General features: G+C 48.8%; 14 protein-coding genes and 1 other RNA gene. 10 read left to right on the top strand and 5 right to left on the bottom strand.

Going from position 1 to position 18,332, the window contains the following annotated elements:
• Positions 1-5: 5 nt before the first annotated feature.
• Genes ABC765_RS06825 through mvk form a run of 3 tightly spaced genes read right to left on the bottom strand, consistent with a single transcriptional unit; the run spans position 6 to position 3,063 of the window.
• Positions 6-1,109: a phosphomevalonate kinase gene (locus ABC765_RS06825; RefSeq protein WP_006499213.1), complete on the bottom strand. Its 1,104-nt coding sequence runs from the start codon at positions 1,107-1,109 to the stop codon at positions 6-8.
• 26 nt (positions 1,110-1,135) lie between these two features.
• On the bottom strand, positions 1,136-2,116 hold the full coding sequence (gene mvaD, locus ABC765_RS06820) for a diphosphomevalonate decarboxylase (protein WP_347953416.1): 981 nt from the start codon (positions 2,114-2,116) through the stop codon (positions 1,136-1,138).
• The gene (gene mvk / locus ABC765_RS06815; protein WP_347953415.1) at positions 2,116-3,063 is read right to left on the bottom strand and encodes a mevalonate kinase; all 948 of its coding nucleotides are present in this window, start codon (positions 3,061-3,063) and stop codon (positions 2,116-2,118) included. The genes mvaD and mvk overlap by 1 nt, the downstream gene beginning before the upstream one ends.
• Before the next feature lie 182 nt (positions 3,064-3,245).
• On the opposite strand from mvk, the gene ABC765_RS06810 reads away from it, so the two are divergent.
• The 6 genes from ABC765_RS06810 to ABC765_RS06785 all read left to right on the top strand — a co-directional run bounded on the left by ABC765_RS06810 (position 3,246) and on the right by ABC765_RS06785 (position 11,186).
• Entirely contained in the window at positions 3,246-6,089 is a 2,844-nt protein-coding gene (locus tag ABC765_RS06810; RefSeq protein WP_347953414.1) for a helicase C-terminal domain-containing protein, read from the top strand.
• A 51-nt stretch (positions 6,090-6,140) separates the two neighbouring features.
• Positions 6,141-6,659, top strand: coding sequence for a DUF5590 domain-containing protein (locus ABC765_RS06805; RefSeq protein WP_347953413.1), 519 nt, complete (start codon positions 6,141-6,143; stop codon positions 6,657-6,659).
• A gap of 24 nt (positions 6,660-6,683) precedes the next feature.
• Positions 6,684-7,982 carry an asparagine--tRNA ligase gene (asnS, locus tag ABC765_RS06800; RefSeq protein WP_006499207.1) on the top strand — a complete coding sequence of 433 codons (1,299 nt, stop codon included), beginning with the start codon at positions 6,684-6,686 and terminating at the stop codon, positions 7,980-7,982.
• 239 nt (positions 7,983-8,221) lie between these two features.
• Complete coding sequence (locus ABC765_RS06795) at positions 8,222-8,926, top strand: DnaD domain protein (protein WP_347953412.1); 705 nt, start codon at positions 8,222-8,224, stop codon at positions 8,924-8,926.
• Positions 8,927-9,100: 174 nt separating this feature from the next.
• Complete coding sequence (locus ABC765_RS06790; RefSeq protein ID WP_376751273.1) at positions 9,101-10,108, top strand: DUF1002 domain-containing protein; 1,008 nt, start codon at positions 9,101-9,103, stop codon at positions 10,106-10,108.
• A 145-nt stretch (positions 10,109-10,253) separates the two neighbouring features.
• Positions 10,254-11,186 carry a DMT family transporter gene (locus ABC765_RS06785; protein WP_347953411.1) on the top strand — a complete coding sequence of 311 codons (933 nt, stop codon included), beginning with the start codon at positions 10,254-10,256 and terminating at the stop codon, positions 11,184-11,186.
• Positions 11,187-11,261: 75 nt separating this feature from the next.
• Here the strand turns inward: ABC765_RS06785 and ABC765_RS06780 are convergent, their stop codons facing one another.
• Complete coding sequence (locus tag ABC765_RS06780) at positions 11,262-13,514, bottom strand: PBP1A family penicillin-binding protein (RefSeq protein ID WP_347980014.1); 2,253 nt, start codon at positions 13,512-13,514, stop codon at positions 11,262-11,264.
• A 17-nt stretch (positions 13,515-13,531) separates the two neighbouring features.
• Positions 13,532-14,149, bottom strand: a complete 618-nt coding sequence (gene recU / locus ABC765_RS06775) for a Holliday junction resolvase RecU (protein ID WP_347953409.1) — start codon at positions 14,147-14,149, stop codon at positions 13,532-13,534.
• 110 nt (positions 14,150-14,259) lie between these two features.
• Here recU and ABC765_RS06770 point away from each other — a divergent pair, with 110 nt between their 5' ends.
• The 4 genes from ABC765_RS06770 to glgB all read left to right on the top strand — a co-directional run bounded on the left by ABC765_RS06770 (position 14,260) and on the right by glgB (position 18,297).
• A complete protein-coding gene (locus ABC765_RS06770; protein WP_347953408.1) occupies positions 14,260-14,835 on the top strand; it encodes a DUF1273 domain-containing protein in 576 nt (191 codons plus the stop codon).
• An 87-nt stretch (positions 14,836-14,922) separates the two neighbouring features.
• Positions 14,923-15,282 (top strand): cell division regulator GpsB, encoded by a 360-nt coding sequence (gpsB, locus tag ABC765_RS06765; protein WP_179944428.1) that lies wholly within the window; start codon positions 14,923-14,925, stop codon positions 15,280-15,282.
• Between the two features lie 30 nt (positions 15,283-15,312).
• Positions 15,313-15,688, top strand: an RNA gene (rnpB, locus tag ABC765_RS06760) — RNase P RNA component class B.
• A 635-nt stretch (positions 15,689-16,323) separates the two neighbouring features.
• Complete coding sequence (gene glgB, locus ABC765_RS06755; protein WP_347953407.1) at positions 16,324-18,297, top strand: 1,4-alpha-glucan branching protein GlgB; 1,974 nt, start codon at positions 16,324-16,326, stop codon at positions 18,295-18,297.
• The last annotated feature ends 35 nt before the right edge of the window (positions 18,298-18,332 follow it).

Below are 18,332 nucleotides of genomic sequence, written 5' to 3'. Positions count from 1 at the left end.
CAGATTTATTTGATCTTGAGCTTGTAGCGGCGAATCGAATTGACAAAATGAACTGCTAACGGCAGCTGTTCAATTTTCTTAGTCTGCCAAGCTGCTAAAAGGCCATCCAGATCAGCGTGACCATCAATCGCCACGATGCCGCAGTCGCCGCCGCCAGCACCGGAAGTCTTGGCCGCGCCGCCGAAATCTTCGGCAATTCGACACAGTTCATGCAGAATCGGCGTTTCAATCTGAACTCCGGAATTGGCACCCAGATTTTTCAGCAGTTCGCGGTTTTTGCGAATCTCGCGCTTGATCACGTCCAGATCAGCCTGATGAAAGCCTTCAATCATGCGCTGAATGCAGGCCTTGCTTTCTTCCAGAAAATGATGATACTTATCCTGCTGACGAGCCTTAAATAAAGAGATCTTGTCGACCAGCCGTGAAGTTGAAGCCGGGCTGCCGGTCCAGCCGATCAAAAGCTGCAGGTTGGCTGGGGCCGTCAGTGATTCGATTTTTAGATCAGGCCATGGCAGGTCAAGCAGAGTCGGCAGATCCAGGTATTGGCGCTGTTCAGCCAGCCACTGCCGATCAAACGAGTGGTACGCGATCCAACCGCCATATACTGAAGCCGCCACATCCCCTAATGAACCATTGCCTTGGACAGCGAAATGGGCGATGGCAGCCAGCTTAAAGAGCTTGTCCTTGTCAACCGGCAGATCATAAAAAAGACACAGTGCCTTGACCGTGGCAACGGTAACTGCGGCCGAAGAACCCAGACCATATTTTTTGCCATTGGCTGAGTCAAGCTGACTGTCAATATAGATGTCATAGATCTGCAGCTGGCGATCCAGGCTACGGGCATATTCTTCGGTCACGCTGATGGCGGAAAGAATGTAGGCGAACGGGTTGTCGCGCTGATCAACGACCATTTTATCGCCTTGCCGCCGCCAGAGCAGGGAGTTTTCGTGGTACTGCTCACTGATGATGCGTCCTGTATCGGCAGGACTGACTTTGATTGAACAGGTAACAAACTGGTTTAGCGCAACCAGAATTGCCGGGTAGCCATTTTCAACTACGGCATATTCACCGGCAATATAAAGCTTGCCAGGAGCTTTTGCAGTAATCAATTTTCCATATTCCTCTCAATATTGGTTTATTTTTGATCCAATAAGACTGTTCCTGGTCCGGGCTGGGACACGACCAGATTGTCGGCGCCGAACAGTGGGGTCAGGGCAGCTTGAATTTTACTACGGTCAGCCCGATCGTAAATCACTTTTACGTTCGGACCCGCATCCATCGTATAATAACAGTTTGTACCACTGGCGCGCAAGTTATCAATCGCGTGCATGGCTTGGAGCGTGGCGGCATTAAAGTATGTAAAGCCAGGATCGGCAGCCAGATTCAGGGCATGCATACGCAGGGCATTTGTCTGAGCGATGTGGCCAATTTCATTGATATCGCGTTTTTCAATGGCCAGCTTGATTTTCTGCATGTCGGCTTGAACGACCTCGCGCCAGGCTGGGTAGTAAGGCGAGGTCTCAACGACGTGCTGCATGCCAAGCGTGCTGGAAACCTTTTTTTGCTCGGTATTCAACAGGATGGCCATCATTTCAAGCGGAAAATCCACCGTTTCCATAATTGGCTCCGCGTATGAGGTAAGGTCATCAACACCGCGATGCCACTCAACCAGGCCGCCATAGATTGAGCGCGTGGCCGAACCCGATCCGCGGCGCGCCAGTCTTGAAAGATCACGGCGCGACAGCTTCATTCCTGCAGCCGTGCTGGCGGCCATTGCCAAAGCAGCAAAAGCTGAGGCCGAGCTGGCCAGACCGGCTGCCATGGGAACATGATTGACTGATTCAACTCGGGCAAACTGATCGGTCTGACTCATCTGGCGCACGATCGACAAGACTTTTTGAACTTTTTTAAAGCCCTTGCCGCTCACTGATTGACCATCAATAATCAGCTCATCAGCGGTCAGCTGGGCGGAAAATTCAACCTTGGTGTCGGCGTAGAACTCATTCAGCGTTAAGGAAAGACTGTCAGTTTGCGGCAGCATCAGCTCACTGTCGCGTTTCCCCCAGTATTTGACCAATGCGATGTTGGTATGCGCACGCGCGACTGCACTTGTCATTATTCATCCCCCTTTGCCAATGGCTGAATCCAGGTTTCAACCGCACCATGCTGTTTTAAAATTTCGGCCAGCTTGCGAGCACCCAGGGCAGTTTTGGCAAGCGCAAACATGCAGCCGCCGCGTCCACCGCCAGTCAGTTTGGCACCTAAAGCTCCATTTTGCCGCGCGACTTGGATCAAGCGGTCAAGTGCCGCATCGCTGACGTTAAGCTCAGTCAGTTCGTCTTGAGCCAGATTTAAGACGCGCCCCAGCTCATCTGGATCATCGCGGCTTAAAATCGTACGTGCGCGCTCAGTCAGCTTACCCAGATGCGCCAAACGCTGCTGGGTAGTCTGCGGATCAGTGGCCAGCAGCTCTCTGACGGCCATGATGGCTTCTTTAGTGGCCCCTTTGACGCCAGTGTCGGCAATCACCATTGTGGCGTGCAGGTTGAGTTCGATTGGCTGACCAGGCTGTCCCTTGATGAAGTAAATCGGCTGATCAGAGCTGGTCGTGGCCGCATCCAAGCCGCTGGGACTGCGATGCGTGATCTGTTCTTCAACATCGGCCAGTTTCAATAGCGTTGCACGGTCCAATGGCGTTTCGTATAAATCAAAAAAGGCCCGTACAACGGCAATTGCAGTGGCGGCTGAAGATCCCATGCCGCGCTCGGATGGCAGCATGCTGTCGATTTCCAGTGTCCAACCGTCATCTTGACCGTTGAAACGTTCCATCAGGGTGTTGATGAGTTTTTGAATGCCTGCCATGGATTCGGGCAGACTGGTTAAATTTCCTTGGGCCCAGCTGCATTTGACAACGTGACTGGCAGATGTCGTGTCAGCCGTGAGCGTTGCCTTAAGCTTGACGTTTGGCAGCGGCAGGGCAATTGCCGGCTGACCATAGACAACGCTGTGCTCGCCAATCAGAATAATCTTGGCGTGACTTTGCCCAATACCTTGTTGTTTCAATCTGAAACCTACTTTCTTCAAAAATGTTTCTCTAATTATCTTAACCTAATCTGGGGATGTCTGAAAGATTTTTATATTTTTTGGCGCTTTTTGCTGCCAAACATCCAGATGCAACAATGGTCAAGATGACAAATGAATAGTATCATGGTGGTGAGAAATATAACGAAGTACGGTGAAGACAAGTGAAAAAACAGTCAAAAAAGCGCGAGCCGATTTATGCGATCGTTGACTTGGAAACTACCGGTACCAGCGTTAAGCATGGCGATCGGATCATTCAGATTGGCTGCGTTTTGGTTCAGGCAGACCAGATTATCAATCAGTTTGAAACCAAAATCAATCCGCGCACTAAGATTCCTCACAGTATCGAGCAGCTGACGGGAATCACCAACTCAGACGTTCATGACGCGCCTTGGTTTGATGACGTAGCGGATACGCTGGAAAGCCTGCTTAGCGATACGATTTTTGTTGCGCATAACGTTAATTTTGATTTTCCGTTTTTGAATGCAGAGTTGGAGCGGGCGGGGCATCAATCCTTAGCAATTCCAGCGATTGATACGGTGACGCTGGCCCAGATTCTGCTGCCCACGGCTAAGAGCTTTCGATTGCGCGATCTGAGCTCTTATCTGGCAATCGAGCATGATCAGCCGCACAGTGCCGCCAGTGATGCTGAGGCAACGGCCGTGCTGCTGATTGATCTTTTAAAAAAGGTTCATCAGCTGCCCACGCTGACCTTGGCAAGTCTGGTTAAGATGAAGCTGCAGCTGCCAAAACAGACGGCAGACGTGTTCAGCCAGGAGCTGGAAAAACGCCGCCATCATCCTCAGAATCTAAGCGCTGATCTCTACGTCAGCAACGGTCTTGTACTGCATAAGTCGCGTCCCTTGGCAACCCCAATGGCTCATGATAAGAATGCCTACCCAGCTACCAAAAAGGCCAAGGAGAAACTGTTTGGCGATCAACTGGAGTTCCGCGCCACACAGTCTAAGATGATGAACAGCATCTATAATCACTATGCTCATGATGCTGAAAAACCAATGATCATTGAGGCAGGAACCGGGGTCGGCAAGACTTTGGGCTATCTTTTGCCAATGGTCTATCAAGCTTATCCAGATCGGCAAATCGTGGTTTCGACGGCGACTAATCTGCAGCTGCAGCAGATTGAGCAAAAAACGATGCCGCAGCTTAACGCGATGCTGCCATTTGAGGTTGCCAGCGTGGTTGTAAAGGGCAATGATCATTATCTGGATCTTGCCAAATTTGCGCACTCATTGAGCATCGTGGAGGATTCTAAGCTCGTGCAGCTGCTTAAGGCACGCATCTTGGTATGGCTTTTGCAGACGACCAGCGGCGATATGGATGAATTGAATCTGAATGCCCAGCAGTCGCCTTATTTTACCGAGATCCGTCATCACGGACTCAGAACGCTGAGTCGCGACAACCCGTTTATCAAAGATGATTTTTTGATGCGGCGCAACCGTCAGCTTCAGCATGCTACGGTCGTGATTACCAATCATGCCTATCTGGCTGCCCACGCGGCTGAGTTTGGCCACGACGCGCTGCGGCCGTATCTGGTGGTTGACGAGGCGCAGCACCTAAGCGACAGTATCCTGAAAAAAGCGCGGCAGACCGTCGACTTTCAACGCTTGACGACGGCAGCTCACGTTTTAGAAGGGCTGGTTAAGGAAGGCAGCGAGCGCAATCTGATTGATGTTTTCGCGCACTTGCCGCTGGGAATCTACAACGTTGAGCTGCTGCAAGGTGATCTGCAGCAGCTGGATCAGGCATTCTTAGATTTTCAAGGCGCGCTTTACCGCAGTTTTATGCTGAACGCAGCGGGCGAGGACGATCAGATCATCGAACAGGTCGTTGATAATGAGCGACTTTATGCACTCCTGGATGCGTCAGGACCGGTGATGATGAGTCTTGAACAGTCGTTAGCCAGCGTCCAGCTGCATTTTACCGCGCTTGATCATCTGTTTGCCTCGCGCAGTGACAGCTGGCTGGCCAGTGATCGCTACCTGATGAGCCAGTTTGCGACCCAATTGGCAGCATTGAACGGGGCTGACGAGGTACTTCACGAGTTCGTGTCCGCCCTGGATCAGCATGATGAGGCCGCGGTTTTCTGGCTGACGGTTCAGCAGTCGCATGAGCGCAGCACGATGAAATTAAGCGGGGGACTCTTAAACGCCAGTCATTACCTCAGCGAACATGTCTATCCATTCTTTCAGCCGGCACTGTTTGTCGGGGCAACGCTGTTTACCTCCAAGCGCTCCAACTATCTGTACCAGCAGCTGGATCTGAATCGAGATAACGTCAAGGTCAAGCATTTTAAGTCGCCGTTCAACTACCAGCAAAACAGCCGGCTTTTGATTGCCAAGGACGCACCGATGCCAGCCGATGCCGATAATGGCGACTACATCCGCTATCTCAGCCAGACCATCTACCGGCTGGCCAATGAGACCCAGTGTCAGACAATGGTGCTGTTCAATTCACTCGTGACGGTTGAACAGGTCTACAGTCAGCTGCGCAGTACCAATCTGTTTAATCAGCGAGATATTTTGGCTCAGGGAATCACGGGCAATCGCGAAAAGCTGCTGAAACAGTTTGCAACGGGCGAAAATTCGGTTTTACTGGGCGCGGCCAGCTTTTGGGAGGGAATCGATCTGCCCAACAGCCAGCTGCAGCTTTTGATCATTACGCGGCTGCCGTTTGACTCGCCGCAAGAGATTCTCAACCGTGCGCAAAGCAGCCTGCTTAAATCAAAGGGCATCAACCCGTTTTATCATTTAGAGCTGCCTAAAGCGACGATGCGGATGCGGCAAGGGATCGGGCGGCTTTTAAGAACACCGGATGATTATGGCGTGGCCGTTGTCTTGGATCCGCGGCTGAGTGATCGGCGCTACGGGAAAACGATCCTGAACGCCTTGCCGGAAATGATGCCGGTAGCAACAACGGCAACTGCTAATGTGATTGAAGAGACAAAAAAATTCTTAAAAAACCATGAACGATCCACGCAGCGCCAATAGATTTTGTTATAATGCAAGAGATACTGAATTGAATTAGGAAGGAAGGCCGCTATGCAAAGTCGCCGCGAGGTACAAAGAGAACGCAGTCGTGGAACATCGAAGCGGATGATTCGTGATCTGCTGATTCTGATCATCCTAATTTTTTTGGTTGGCTGGAGCATCTATGCTGTCGGCAATCATCCCAAAGCAGAAGCGGAACGTCAGGCAACCACAATTGCCAAGCGTTATGCTGATTTAAAGACGCGCACTGGTTTTTACATCTACAACCGAGAAAATACTTATTACACGGTTGCAGGCAAAAACAGCAAGGGCCAGCGGATTCTGGTCATCGTGCCGCAGAAAAACGGCTCAGTGCGGGTTGTCAAGCAAAGTACGGGATTAACCGAACAGCAGGCGCTTGCCCAGGTTAAGAGCAATGAGCATCCGAAAAGGGTACTCAAGGCCGTGCCGGGGATTTTCAACGACAAGGTAGTCTGGGAAGTTACCTACCTTAACAGCAAAGGCAATCTCTGTTATGACCTGATCAACTTCAAGACGGGCAGCTATGTGCAACAGATCAACAATTTATAGTTACATTGTTTGGAGGAATTTTTTGTGGAAACCATCAACATTATTGATGCGCCAAAGCACGTCAACGAACGCGTGCGGATTGGCGTTTGGCTGACTGACAAGCGTTCCAGTGGTAAGATCGCTTTCTTGCAGCTGCGTGACGGGACAGCGTTTTTCCAAGGCATTCTGCGGAAAAATGACGTGACGCCAGAAGTGTTTGAAATGGCACGGCATGAACTGCGTCAAGAAAGCAGTTTTTGGGTAACGGGCGAGATTCATGAAGATGCTCGTTCCAAGTTTGGCTACGAAATTCAGATTGAAGACATCGAACTGATCGGCGAAAGCGTTGACTACCCAATCGGCAACAAGGAACACGGGATCGACTTTTTGCTTGATCACCGTCATCTGTGGCTGCGTTCCAGCAAGCCACACGCGCTGATGCGGATTCGTGACCGCGTCATTCGGGCCAACTACGAGTTCTTTGGCGAACATGGCTTTACCAAGATTGACGCGCCGATCTTGACGGCCAATGCACCAGAAGGCACGACCGACCTGTTTAAGACTAAGTACTTTGACCGGGATGCCTACCTTTCTCAGTCCGGTCAGCTTTACGAAGAAGCCGGCGCGCTGGCATTCGACAGGGTCTACAGCTTTGGCCCGGTTTTCCGTGCTGAAAAGTCTAAGACGCGTCGTCACTTGATTGAATTTTGGATGATCGAACCAGAAATGGCCTTCATGCACCAAGAAGAAAGTCTGCAGCTGCAGGAAGAATACGTGGCCTACCTGATCAAGGCCGTAATCAAGGACTGCAGTCGGGAACTGGAAGTCGTTGGTCGTGATCCAAAGACGTTGGAACCATTCACGCAAACGCCATATCCACGCATCAGCTATGATGAAGCAATTAAGCTTTTGCAGGATGCCGGCATGGACGTTCAGTGGGGCGACGACTTTGGCTCACCAGAAGAAACCTACCTGGCCAACCACTTCAGCAAGCCGGTATTTGTATTGAACTATCCTAAGTCAATCAAGCCATTCTACATGAAGGGCCACCCAACGCGCGATGACGTTTATGTCTGCGCCGATCTGCTGGCTCCAGAAGGCTATGGCGAAATCATTGGCGGCTCAGAGCGTGAAACCGACTATGACACGCTGGTAGCATCAGCTAAAGAGGCAGGACTGAACATCGATGACTATCAATGGTACTTTGACCTGCGCAAGTATGGCACGGTGCCACACAGCGGTTTTGGTCTGGGGCTGGAACGTTTCCTGACCTGGATCTGCCTGCAGGATCACCTGCGCGAAGTCATCCCATTCCCACGTCTGTTAAACCGGATCTACCCATAATCGGTATTAGACGCAATAATGTGGCTTAAAATAAATTAAAGGACCGATGGCAGCGAGTCATCGGTCCTTTTGCTTGATCTGGATTGGTTAGTTAATGATTGAACCTGCTTTAAGCAACGCGCGGCATTGTCATGAAGAAGACGTTTGAATGAACTGATGATTGAATGGCTTTGAGACTTGTATAAGTGCGGGCCGTTATTTTAAAATGGGTGATGCACGAATGAAAAAGGGGGATGCTTATGGCGAAGCAGGATTTTTTGTTTTCCTATCTGCAGGCCGGCGAAACATCAATCAGTAATCTTTTGCTTCATCATTACCGAGAAATCGGGATGACCAGTGGTGAGCTGCTGGTCTATCTGGAATTGAAGTCCTACATCGATCGGGGCATTGAGAACCCCAGCATCACCTGGATTGCAGAAAATCTGCAGACTGATGAGCGGACCGTCTATGAACAGATTCATCAGATGACTGAGCATCAATTGCTGGTGCAGCGAATGAAACGCGATGCTGAGGGAAAAGAAACGGCCTACTATGACTTTTCGCCACTGATCAGTCGTTTGGTTGGTCGTGAGGGACAGATTCAGTCGCAGCAAAAAAATGTCAAGCAGACCACGGCTCGCGAAAAACTGTTTGCCGAGATTGAAAGCGAGTTTGGCCGCCCGTTGACACCAATGGAGATTACCTATGTCAATGACTGGCTGGATAAGGATCATTATGAGATTGAAATGATTCGGCTGGCCTTAAAAGAAGCGGTGGTCAATGGCTCACTGCGGTTCCGCTATATGGATTCAATCCTGATGAACTGGCGCAAGAACAATCTTAAGACGCCCCAAGAAGTCGAACAGGATAAGCAGCGCTATCAGAGTCGCATGGCACAGCGGGGCGGACAGCTGGGCAACCGGCCGATCCCCAATATTCCAATCCTTAAGCTGCCTGATGATTAAGACGCGGCGGACAGCTTGATGACAGCGCTAATGACTGGCTAAGGGAATCAACTCTCTGATTAATCCTTAATGAGCGTTTGAGCTAATCTTTAAGTTTTGGTCAAGACAGGGCTTTTTATAACGAATTCAAGGTATAATTAAGAGGCAAATAATCAGAAAGGCGGTTTGCTAAAGATGAACAAACCAATCAAAATGCTGGCCGGATTGATGCTGGCAGTAACGCTTGCTGGTGCGGCAGCAGTGGCGGCTCCGGCGGTCGTATCTGCTGACACTGCAACCGAGCAGTCAAGCTCATCGTCTTCTACGGCTACGCATACCTTAAGCAACTCTTACGTGGTTTACGGTGCCGGTGCGCCACAAAGCGTTTATGATCAGCTGAACTCGGTAATGGGCGTGGATTCGTCTTTTAAGAAATTAACGGCCACGGCCAGCGACTACGCCAAATACATCGGCAATGGCACGACTACCGATGCGGCCATGATCAGTTCGGTAGCAATTGCACCAACCGATCCAGGCAGCGGGGTCAAGGTCAACATCAAAAAGTACAACGGCCAAAGCAACATCACTGAAGTTACGGCCCAGCAGTACGCAATGGTTGCTCAGATGGCAGGGGTAACCGACATTACGATCGTGGTCACTGCCAATCGCGCCGTTTCTGGTGAATCAGCTTTGACTGGGGTCTACAAGGCCTTTGAAGAAGATGGTCACCAGCTGAACAGTCAAAACACGGCGGCAGCCAACTCGGTTCTGGATGCTACTCAGGATGCCATTGATGCCAATAAGGACGACTCATCCTACCCAGGCAAGCTGATGGCAGCGGTTGGCGATACGTCTAAGCAGATCGCTCAGCAAAAACAGAGCAGTGGCGAGCTGGCAACCAAGGCAGATATTCAGGAAATGCTGAATAAGGCACTGGAAAAGCGCGGAATTGCTGATCAAACGACCACGACGCAGCAGGAAAAAATTGCCGGCGCGCTGGTTAACTTCCAAAACTCGCCAATTTCTTCCAGCAAGACCTATATCACCAACGTAACTAACACTATCAATAACGTTAAGAACTCAACCGGCAACTTGATGAATAAGGCAAAGAACTGGGCCAACAGTGAAGCCGGCAAGGAAACGGTCAAGCAGGCGCAAAACTGGCTGACTAGATTTATTAATTGGGTCAAGAGCTGGTTCTAAACTTAATATAATTAAGTAAACCGTTCGTGAAACTTTCATGAACGGTTTTTTTGCTGAAAAAAAGCATTTTTCCAGAAGAATTTATATAAAAATGTTAGAATATTTCTTATTGTGATTTGAAATAATTTATGGGTAGGATTTTAAGATGAATAAACAAAAAAATATCGTTAAAGGGATGCTGTGGGCAGGAACGGCCTCAATCAGCTGGGGTGTTTCTGGCACGGTTCTGCAGCTGATCTCGCAGAATCTGGCTATCCCTGCACATTGGATGCTTTCCATGCGTACCTCGGCTGCCGGGGCAATCTTATTGATCATCAGCGCTTTTTTATATCGTGGTAAGATCTTTAACGTCTTCAAGTCATGGCCATCCGTAATCTCGCTGTTCAGTTATGCGGTTTTTGGCTTGATGGCTAATCTCTATACTTTCTATTACTCGGTTCAGACAGGGAATGCGTCCATGGCAACCATTCTGCAGTATCTGTCACCATTGTTTATCGTTTTTGGCGGCTGGTTCTTCCAGCATAGCCGTCCGCTGAAAAGCGATCTTTTATCATTTGTGATTGCCATGGCCGGTGTTTTTCTCTGCTTGACCAAGGGGAACTTTGGTCATTTGGCGATCCCGCTGAATTCATTTTTATGGGGGCTGGGTTCTGGTATTACGGCAGCTTTTTACGTTGTTTTACCGCAAAAGGCCGCCGAAGAAAATTCGCCGCTGGTTGTGTTGGGTTGGGGGACCGCGATTGCTGGGGTCTTGTTTAATCTGTACCAGCCATTTTGGGTCAATCCGCCACACATTACCGGAACACTGGTCGCATCCGTTTCAACGGTGGTCTTGTTTGGGACGATTATTCCATTTGGGATGCTGATGCATGCGACCAAGTTTGCCCCTTCAGACGTGGTCAGCATTATGGATGCGCTGCAGCCAATCGTGACGGCAATTTTAAGTGTGATCTTCTTTAAAGAATGGATGAACTGGATCGAAATCTTGGGCATTGTGCTCGTAATTCTGGCCATCTATATTCTGCAAAATGGTCGTCGGAAGGGTCATCTTGAACAAGAATATGATTTGCACTACTAAGCTGTAATTTTGAAAAATAAAAAAAGACGATCAGTTCTCAATTTGGGAACTGACCGTTTTTTTGATTATATTGAATTATTGACCAGTGGCTGGCTGTGGCTGCTGAGCTGGCTGTTGAGCTGAGCTGGAAGCTGCCGGAGCCGAGCTGGCTGAACTGGCTGCACTTGATGAGCTTTCGCTGGCCGAGCTGGCAGCACTGGAGCTGGAGCTGGAGCTGGATGAATTGGATTCTGAGCTCGAATTAGAGGATGAGGATGACGAGCTGGAACTTGAACTAGCTGAGCTGCTGGAGCTGGATGACAGTGCTGAGCTGCTGGTTACGCCTAGCGCCCATTTAGAATCTTTAATAACCAGCTGACGAGTACCGTTTACCGTAACGGCCTCAACCGTGCTTGGCATTGACCAGTTCGTAGCGTGATTCTTGCCGTCAAGATACTGCATCAGATCCTTGTACAGCAATTGCGCCGTTGACTGGTAGGCTTTGGTAATTCCGCTGCCGGCCTGCATTGGATGATCATAGCCAGTCCAGATGGCAATTGAGTAGTTCTTAGTGTAGCCGGCCATCCAGGAATCCATTTCACCATCGGGATGGCTGGAGGTTGGATAATCCGTCGAACCAGTCTTGCCGGCTTGGTAGACGCCAGAAAGGTTGGCCTTAGTGGCGCTTCCTTGACCGGTAAAGACGCCCTTGAGCATATCAGTGATCATGTAGGCCGTTGCCTTGCTCATGGCCCGCTTGCCGCTTGGTGAGTAGGTAAGCGTCTTGCCATCCTGTGTCGTGATCGAGCTGATGTAGTAAGGCTTGTAGTAGGTACCGCCATTAGCAAAAGCCGCGTAGGCAGCCGCAATCTGCAGCGGCGATACGTAGATGCCAATCCCGTTTTGCAGCGTGTATGCCTTGGATTGGGAAATACCCAGGCCCTTTAAGAACTTGGTAGCCCGTGAAATGCCAACGGTCTGCAGCGTTCGAATGGCTGGGACGTTTCTGGATTGAACCAAAGCCTCGCGCATCGTCATCGTACCCTTGTATTGGTTGTCAAAGTCATGCAGAACCTTGTTGGTACCAGGGTAGACGAACTTGGTATCTTCAACGGACTTATAGGTTGGCCACTTGAGGTATTGAATAGCAGGGCCATAGTCCATCAAAGGCTTAACGGTCGAACCAGATGAGCGGTCAGTCTGAACGGCACGGTTAAGGCCGTAGACAACGTTGCCAGTCTTGCGGCCACCAAGCATGGCAACGATTTGACCATTATTAGGATCAACGACGGCGACCCCAGTCTGCATCTTGTCGCTTTGGAAGGCTACCGAGTTGTTGGCAGCATTGTACAGGTGCTTTTGGGCGCTCAAGTCAAGATTGGTGTGCACCTTTAAGCCGTCCGTGTAAGGGTTGTATCCTTTAGCCACCAGCTGCGACAAAACTTCCTTGACGTAGGAGTCAACCACTTTTTCCTTAACCTGGACAGAATTATCAGAAGTGTTGCCATGGTCAGGATCAAGTCCTTCTTTGATGCTGACTTTTTTAGCTGCGTTGGCCTGACTTTGTGAGATGTACTTGCTGCGGACCATGGCATCAAGTACCTGGTTGCGGCGTTGGGTTGCGTACTTGGCATTGCCGGTTGTCGGGTTGTAGTAGGTTGGCGACTGGGGAATCCCGGCCAGCATTGCCAACTGAGCCAGACTGAGCTCAGTTAGATCCTTGCCGTAGTAGTATTGAGCGGCCGTCTTCATCCCATAGACCCCGTTGCCCATGTAGACTTTATTGATATAAAAGCCGAGAATCTGCGACTTGGAAAAATGCCTTTCAACGTTAATAGCCAGCCATGCTTCCTGAGCCTTGCGCTTAAGCGTGCGGTCGGCATCAGAAGTTGAGAAGACGGAAAGCTTGACCAGCTGCTGAGTCAGGGTACTGCCCCCCTGCATGCCGCTTGAGCGATGGGTAATGTCGGCGACGGCAGCTCCCATGATTCGGACGGGGTCAACCCCATGATGCTTGTAGAAACGCCGGTCTTCAATGGCAACGACCGCGTTTTTCAAGGTACTTGGAATCTCGCTGCTGCTTGCATATTCACGCTTTTGTGCGCCTAAGCGTGAGATGACGTTATTATCAGCGTCATAAATCGTAGTAGTGGTCTGGCTGGCTAGCTGGCTGCGACTGATCTTAGGCGCGCTGGATGCATAATAGAAAAATACGCATGCCCCGGCAACGACCATCAAAACGAACAGTCCCAGGATCCACAGCAGCACGCGCTTGACAATGCTGCCGCGACCAGCTTTTTTCTTGCCGGACCGTTGACTGGAACGGCTCGGCCTTGCTTGGTTGTTCATTGCTTACTCCTTTAAAATTAGTGCTTTTTGGCGGCAATCAGCTGGTCAACCGCTGCTAGATAGTGCAGGCGCGGATTTAGGCCATACTGAACTGGATAGCCGTCTTGAATAATAGCGGTCAAGGGAATCGATTTGCGTCCGCCATGCAGCTGTCGTTGCCAGTATTCAAACAGGCTGGTGGCTGGAAAGACATACATTTGATCGAGTTCGACAAATCTGATCAAGGCAAAACAAATTCCGCCTTGATCAACACACTCACGCATATGACGAATCTGATGCTCATGAAAGTTCTTTAATGGAAAAGAGGCTTTATTGCGGGTTTCCTTGGCGTCAAAATCAATGTACCATCCTTTATAGATACCATTGTAGTCAGTGGTTGAAGGCTGTTTGAAGTAGGCCTCGCGAATAACGGCGGCACTTCTTTTAGGATAATCAACCTTGACCAGTTGAACCGGGGTTGGTTTTTTATGAATTACGGCAATATGATTTGCCAGATAATACCGATTGCTGGCATTGATCTCAGCTTCCAATGACATTCCGCGCTGAGCATAGGATGAACGCAGCGCAACGGATTGAGACTGCGGTCGTTCGTGAACAGCGAGTGGCTTTTGACCACTTGGATAATGAATGCTCATCAGTTTTTCCTCCCTTAACTAGGTGTTATTATACCAGAGTACGAAAAAAACCGGTTAAATCCATTCAATAAAATTAATTGTTAATTAAATTTAGAAAGGAACATGATTAAATGAAAAGACTGTGGACAACGGGCTATCGAGCATATGAGCTGGGCGTCTTTGATGAAAAGGATCCCAAGGTTGCGGTGATTAAAGACGTGCTGCAAAAGCAACTGCGCGATCAATTGGACAGCACGGCTGAGGAATTTTGGCTGATTACGGGACCGCAGATGGGTGTTGAGCGCTGGAGCATTGAAAGCGCGTTGACAATCAAAGCCGACTATCCGCAGCTAAAGATTGCCTTGATGGAGCCGTATGCTGATTTTGCCGCGCGCTGGAATGAAAACAACCAGGCACGCTTGGCAGCAATCAAGGCTCAGGTTGATTTTGCCGGTCGGGTCAGTGAAAAGAAATATGAATCGCCAGAACAGCTGCGCGCCTACCAGAACTTTATGCTTCATTATACTGATGGCGCACTTTTAATCTATGATCCCGAGCGTGAGGGGAAAACGGTCTGGGACTGGCGGGCAATCAATCGCTACCGTGAGCAGAATGCCGATTATTCAATGAGAATGATTGATTTTGATGAACTGCAGGAAGCGGCTGAAGAATACAGCGAGCGCCTGCGCGAAGCAGATGAGGAATAAAATTTAAAATTGACTCTTGAAATTATTTTTGAGTCTGGTAGAATTAATTAATGTGTTACGGATTAAATAAGCAATGAGGTGTTTAAGTTGGATGGCATTAAGTTTACACCGCAAGATATTTTGCAAAAACAGTTCAAAGAAAAAAGCATCGGTAAAGGTTACGACGTTTCTGATGTAGATTCTTTCCTCGATGATGTTATCAAGGACTATGACACTTTTAATAAAGAAATCACGCGACTGCAAGATGAAAATGCTCGCTTGCGGTCCAAGGTTGATGAGCTTAATCGACAGGTGGAGGTTGGTTCTTCCATTCCACGTTCGGCAAGCTCGCAGCCAGTTTCAAATGCAACCAACATGGATATTTTGAAACGACTTTCGAATCTGGAACGGCGGGTTTTTGGCTCACAGCTGAACAGCAGCGACCGTGACGATTCTCATTTGCTCTAGTCCGCAAATTAAATTGAAAAAACTAATGCAGGTCTTGGGCGATCGGGCATGATCATGCATCATGTCAGGAAGGTCCATGCTCGCACAGACTGCGATGTCTGTAGTGTTTGTGCTCGCTGAAAAAATAAGGCGGGGCACCGAGTCTGCTCGGTGACGGCGGGAAAACCGACTAAGGCGCAAGCTATGTCCCAGTATCCCTGAAAAGTGCCACAGTGACGAAGCAGTATTGGAAACAATACTGGTGGAACGCGGTAAACCCCTCAAGCGGTAAACCCAAACTACGGTAGGGGAGCTTTGGATAGCGAATTGAAGTGATTCCAGGGGAGAGTTTTACTCTGAGATAGATGATTGCCTCGACATCGTCATGACCTGGTGATGGTGTTACGACAAAACATGGCCTACAGAGATCTGCATTACAGGTACCCGAGTTATGCTCGGGTTTTTTTATTACCATAAAATGTAAACGTTTTCTAAAAGTGGGCTGTGGCTGAATTACAGTATAGTTTGAAATTTGATCCCGTTCATGCTGGCTTATGATGATCAATCTAATCGCTGCTCAGCCAGATCTTAGATTAAGGACGCAGAAACTGCTTGTCTGTTTGAATAATCACTATTTTTTCAATTGATCATATCCAAAAGAAAATTATGGAACGATGCATTTTTATAAATGGAACGAACCAAATAGATTAAAGAATATTCATTTAAAATGGATCAAGCAGGATATGCTGTTGTCAAAATTACAATTCAAGGGGCATATGTTGCAAAAAAAACTGAAAAAAAACACTTTTTTGAAACAATTTCCTAAATCTGTATTAGATTACTAATAATATATTACAGATTTAATTAAGTTCGTGTTGTTGAAAGTACGGAGTCGTTTTATACTTTAATTAGTTAAAAGCAGTAAACGAAATTTCTTTTGAAAAAGATAGTTGGCTGATTTTGTTAATTAATTTTTAATAATTAATAAAAAAGTGCTTTTAGCTAATAATTAGCTATTTTTATGCATAAAATTTACATTTGTTTTTGTAAAGGGGTGATCAAATGCTGAGTGAAAAGGATTTGTCAGCCTCGCTGCAGGCCTTTGTCGATGGCTCGAATTATCGTGCCCAAGATGTTTTAGGCGTTCATCGCGAAAAACGCGCAGAAAGCGAGGGATTCGTTTTTCGGGTCTGGGCACCGCATGCTCAGCAGGTTTGGCTGGTCGGTGACTTCAATCAATGGGATGAGCATTCGCTGCCAATGCAAAAGGATCAATACGGTGTCTGGAGCATTTTTACCGACCAGGCACAGGCCGGTCAGCTTTATAAATTTAATATCAAGCAGAGTACCGGCCGCGAAATCATGAAAATTGATCCATTCGCGGTCTGTTTTGAACAGCGACCTGGCGTGGCCGCCCGGATCATCGATTTTCCTAACCGAAAGTGGAAAGACGGCTTATGGCGGGGACGGCAAAAACGCGAGCATCACTTTAATCGTCCACTTAATATTTATGAGGTGCATGCCGGCTCATGGCGTTTTCATGAAGACGGTACTCCCTATGATTTTAGTGATCTGACGCGGGAACTGATTCCTTATTTAAAAAAGATGCATTACAGTCACGTTGAGTTTATGCCGCTGATGGAACATCCGCTGCCGGCATCCTGGGGCTATCAGATTATTGGCTTTTATGCGCTTTGTTCCAGCTATGGCACTCCCGAACAGTTTCAAGAATTCGTCGAGAGCTGTCATCAGGCCAACATTGGCGTAATCGTTGATTGGGTGCCTGGTCATTTTAATATCAATGATGACGCGCTGGCTTATTATGATGGCACGCCGACGTTTGAGTATGAGGATGCCGATCGGGCTAAAAACATCGGCTGGGGTGCCTTGAACTTTGATCTGGGCAAGCCGCAGGTACAGTCATTTTTGATCTCCAGCGCGCTGTTTTGGCTGAATGCCTATCACGTTGATGGGATTCGGGCTGATGCAATTTCCAGCATCATCTATCTGGACTACGATTTCGGTCCCTGGAAGCCGAATAAGTATGGCGACACGCGCAACCTGGAAGGCTATGATTTTTTGCATAAAGCAACCAAAGCCGTCAAGCTTGAGCACCCCGAGTCGTTATGGATTGCGGAGGAAAGCTCGGCTGGCGTACAGGTTTCCGGTCGAATCGAGGATGGTGCGCTGGGCTTTGACTACAAGTGGAACATGGGCTGGATGAATGATACGCTGGACTTTTACAGCGAGGATCCAATCTATCGCAGCTTTGACTTCCACAAGCTGACCTTCTCGTTTATGTATCGCTTGGCGGAAAACTTCATCCTGCCGCTGTCGCATGATGAGGTGGTTCATGGCAAGCGCAGTCTGATGAACAAGATGTGGGGCGATCGCTATAAGCAGTTTGCCCAGCTGCGGAATCTGTATGTCTGGCAGATGACGCATCCAGGCAAGAAGCTGCTGTTTATGGGCGGTGAGTTTGGCCAGTATCTTGAATGGAAATATGATGCACCACTGGAATGGGTTGACCTAAAAGACCCGTTGAATCAAACGATGCAGCACTTTACCGCGGTTTTAAACGGCCTGTATCATGACAACCCATCGCTTTGGGAACTGGATACTAAAGACAGCGGCCTAGAGATCATTGATGCCGATAATAAGGATCAGACGGTCTTGAGCTATATTCGGCATGGTAAGCGCAAGCGTGATTTTTTGATCGTGATTCTGAACTACACGCCGGTTGAAAGACGCGGCTTTAAGATCGGCGTTCCTTACGCGGGTACCTATCATGAGATTCTTAATACTGAAATGAAGGAGTTTGGCGGCACCTGGACTCGAAATAATCCTGCCTGTCATACCAAGCCGGATTCATTTAAAGAATATGAGTATACGATTGAAACCACGGTACCGGCATTGGGGGCTTTGATTCTAAAACCTGGCAAGGATGTCAAGATCGCGCGTCGTAAGCCACAGCCGCGACCAAGAAAGCAAGCTAAGCCAACCGATAAAAAACAGCAGCAAGCGGGGAGCAAATAGAAAGGGGTGTTGGATGGAGCCCACCATCCATGATT

Origin of the sequence: Limosilactobacillus sp. WILCCON 0051 (genome assembly GCF_039955095.1) — a bacterium.
In the GTDB taxonomy this organism is placed as follows: Bacteria; Bacillota; Bacilli; order Lactobacillales; family Lactobacillaceae; genus Limosilactobacillus; species Limosilactobacillus allomucosae.
This window is presented reverse-complemented; position numbering and strand designations above follow the sequence as displayed.

Excerpts from the sequence above, each read along its gene's own strand:
- mvaD (WP_347953416.1), bottom strand. The coding sequence starts at position 2,116 with ATGACAAGTGCAGTCGCGCGTGCGCATACCAACATCGCATTGGTCAAA.
- ABC765_RS06805 (WP_347953413.1), top strand. The coding sequence starts at position 6,141 with ATGCAAAGTCGCCGCGAGGTACAAAGAGAACGCAGTCGTGGAACATCG.
- ABC765_RS06795 (WP_347953412.1), top strand. The coding sequence starts at position 8,222 with ATGGCGAAGCAGGATTTTTTGTTTTCCTATCTGCAGGCCGGCGAAACA.
- ABC765_RS06790 (WP_376751273.1), top strand. The coding sequence starts at position 9,101 with ATGAACAAACCAATCAAAATGCTGGCCGGATTGATGCTGGCAGTAACG.
- ABC765_RS06785 (WP_347953411.1), top strand. The coding sequence starts at position 10,254 with ATGAATAAACAAAAAAATATCGTTAAAGGGATGCTGTGGGCAGGAACG.
- ABC765_RS06780 (WP_347980014.1), bottom strand. The coding sequence starts at position 13,514 with ATGAACAACCAAGCAAGGCCGAGCCGTTCCAGTCAACGGTCCGGCAAG.
- recU (WP_347953409.1), bottom strand. The coding sequence starts at position 14,149 with ATGAGCATTCATTATCCAAGTGGTCAAAAGCCACTCGCTGTTCACGAA.
- ABC765_RS06770 (WP_347953408.1), top strand. The coding sequence starts at position 14,260 with ATGAAAAGACTGTGGACAACGGGCTATCGAGCATATGAGCTGGGCGTC.
- glgB (WP_347953407.1), top strand. The coding sequence starts at position 16,324 with ATGCTGAGTGAAAAGGATTTGTCAGCCTCGCTGCAGGCCTTTGTCGAT.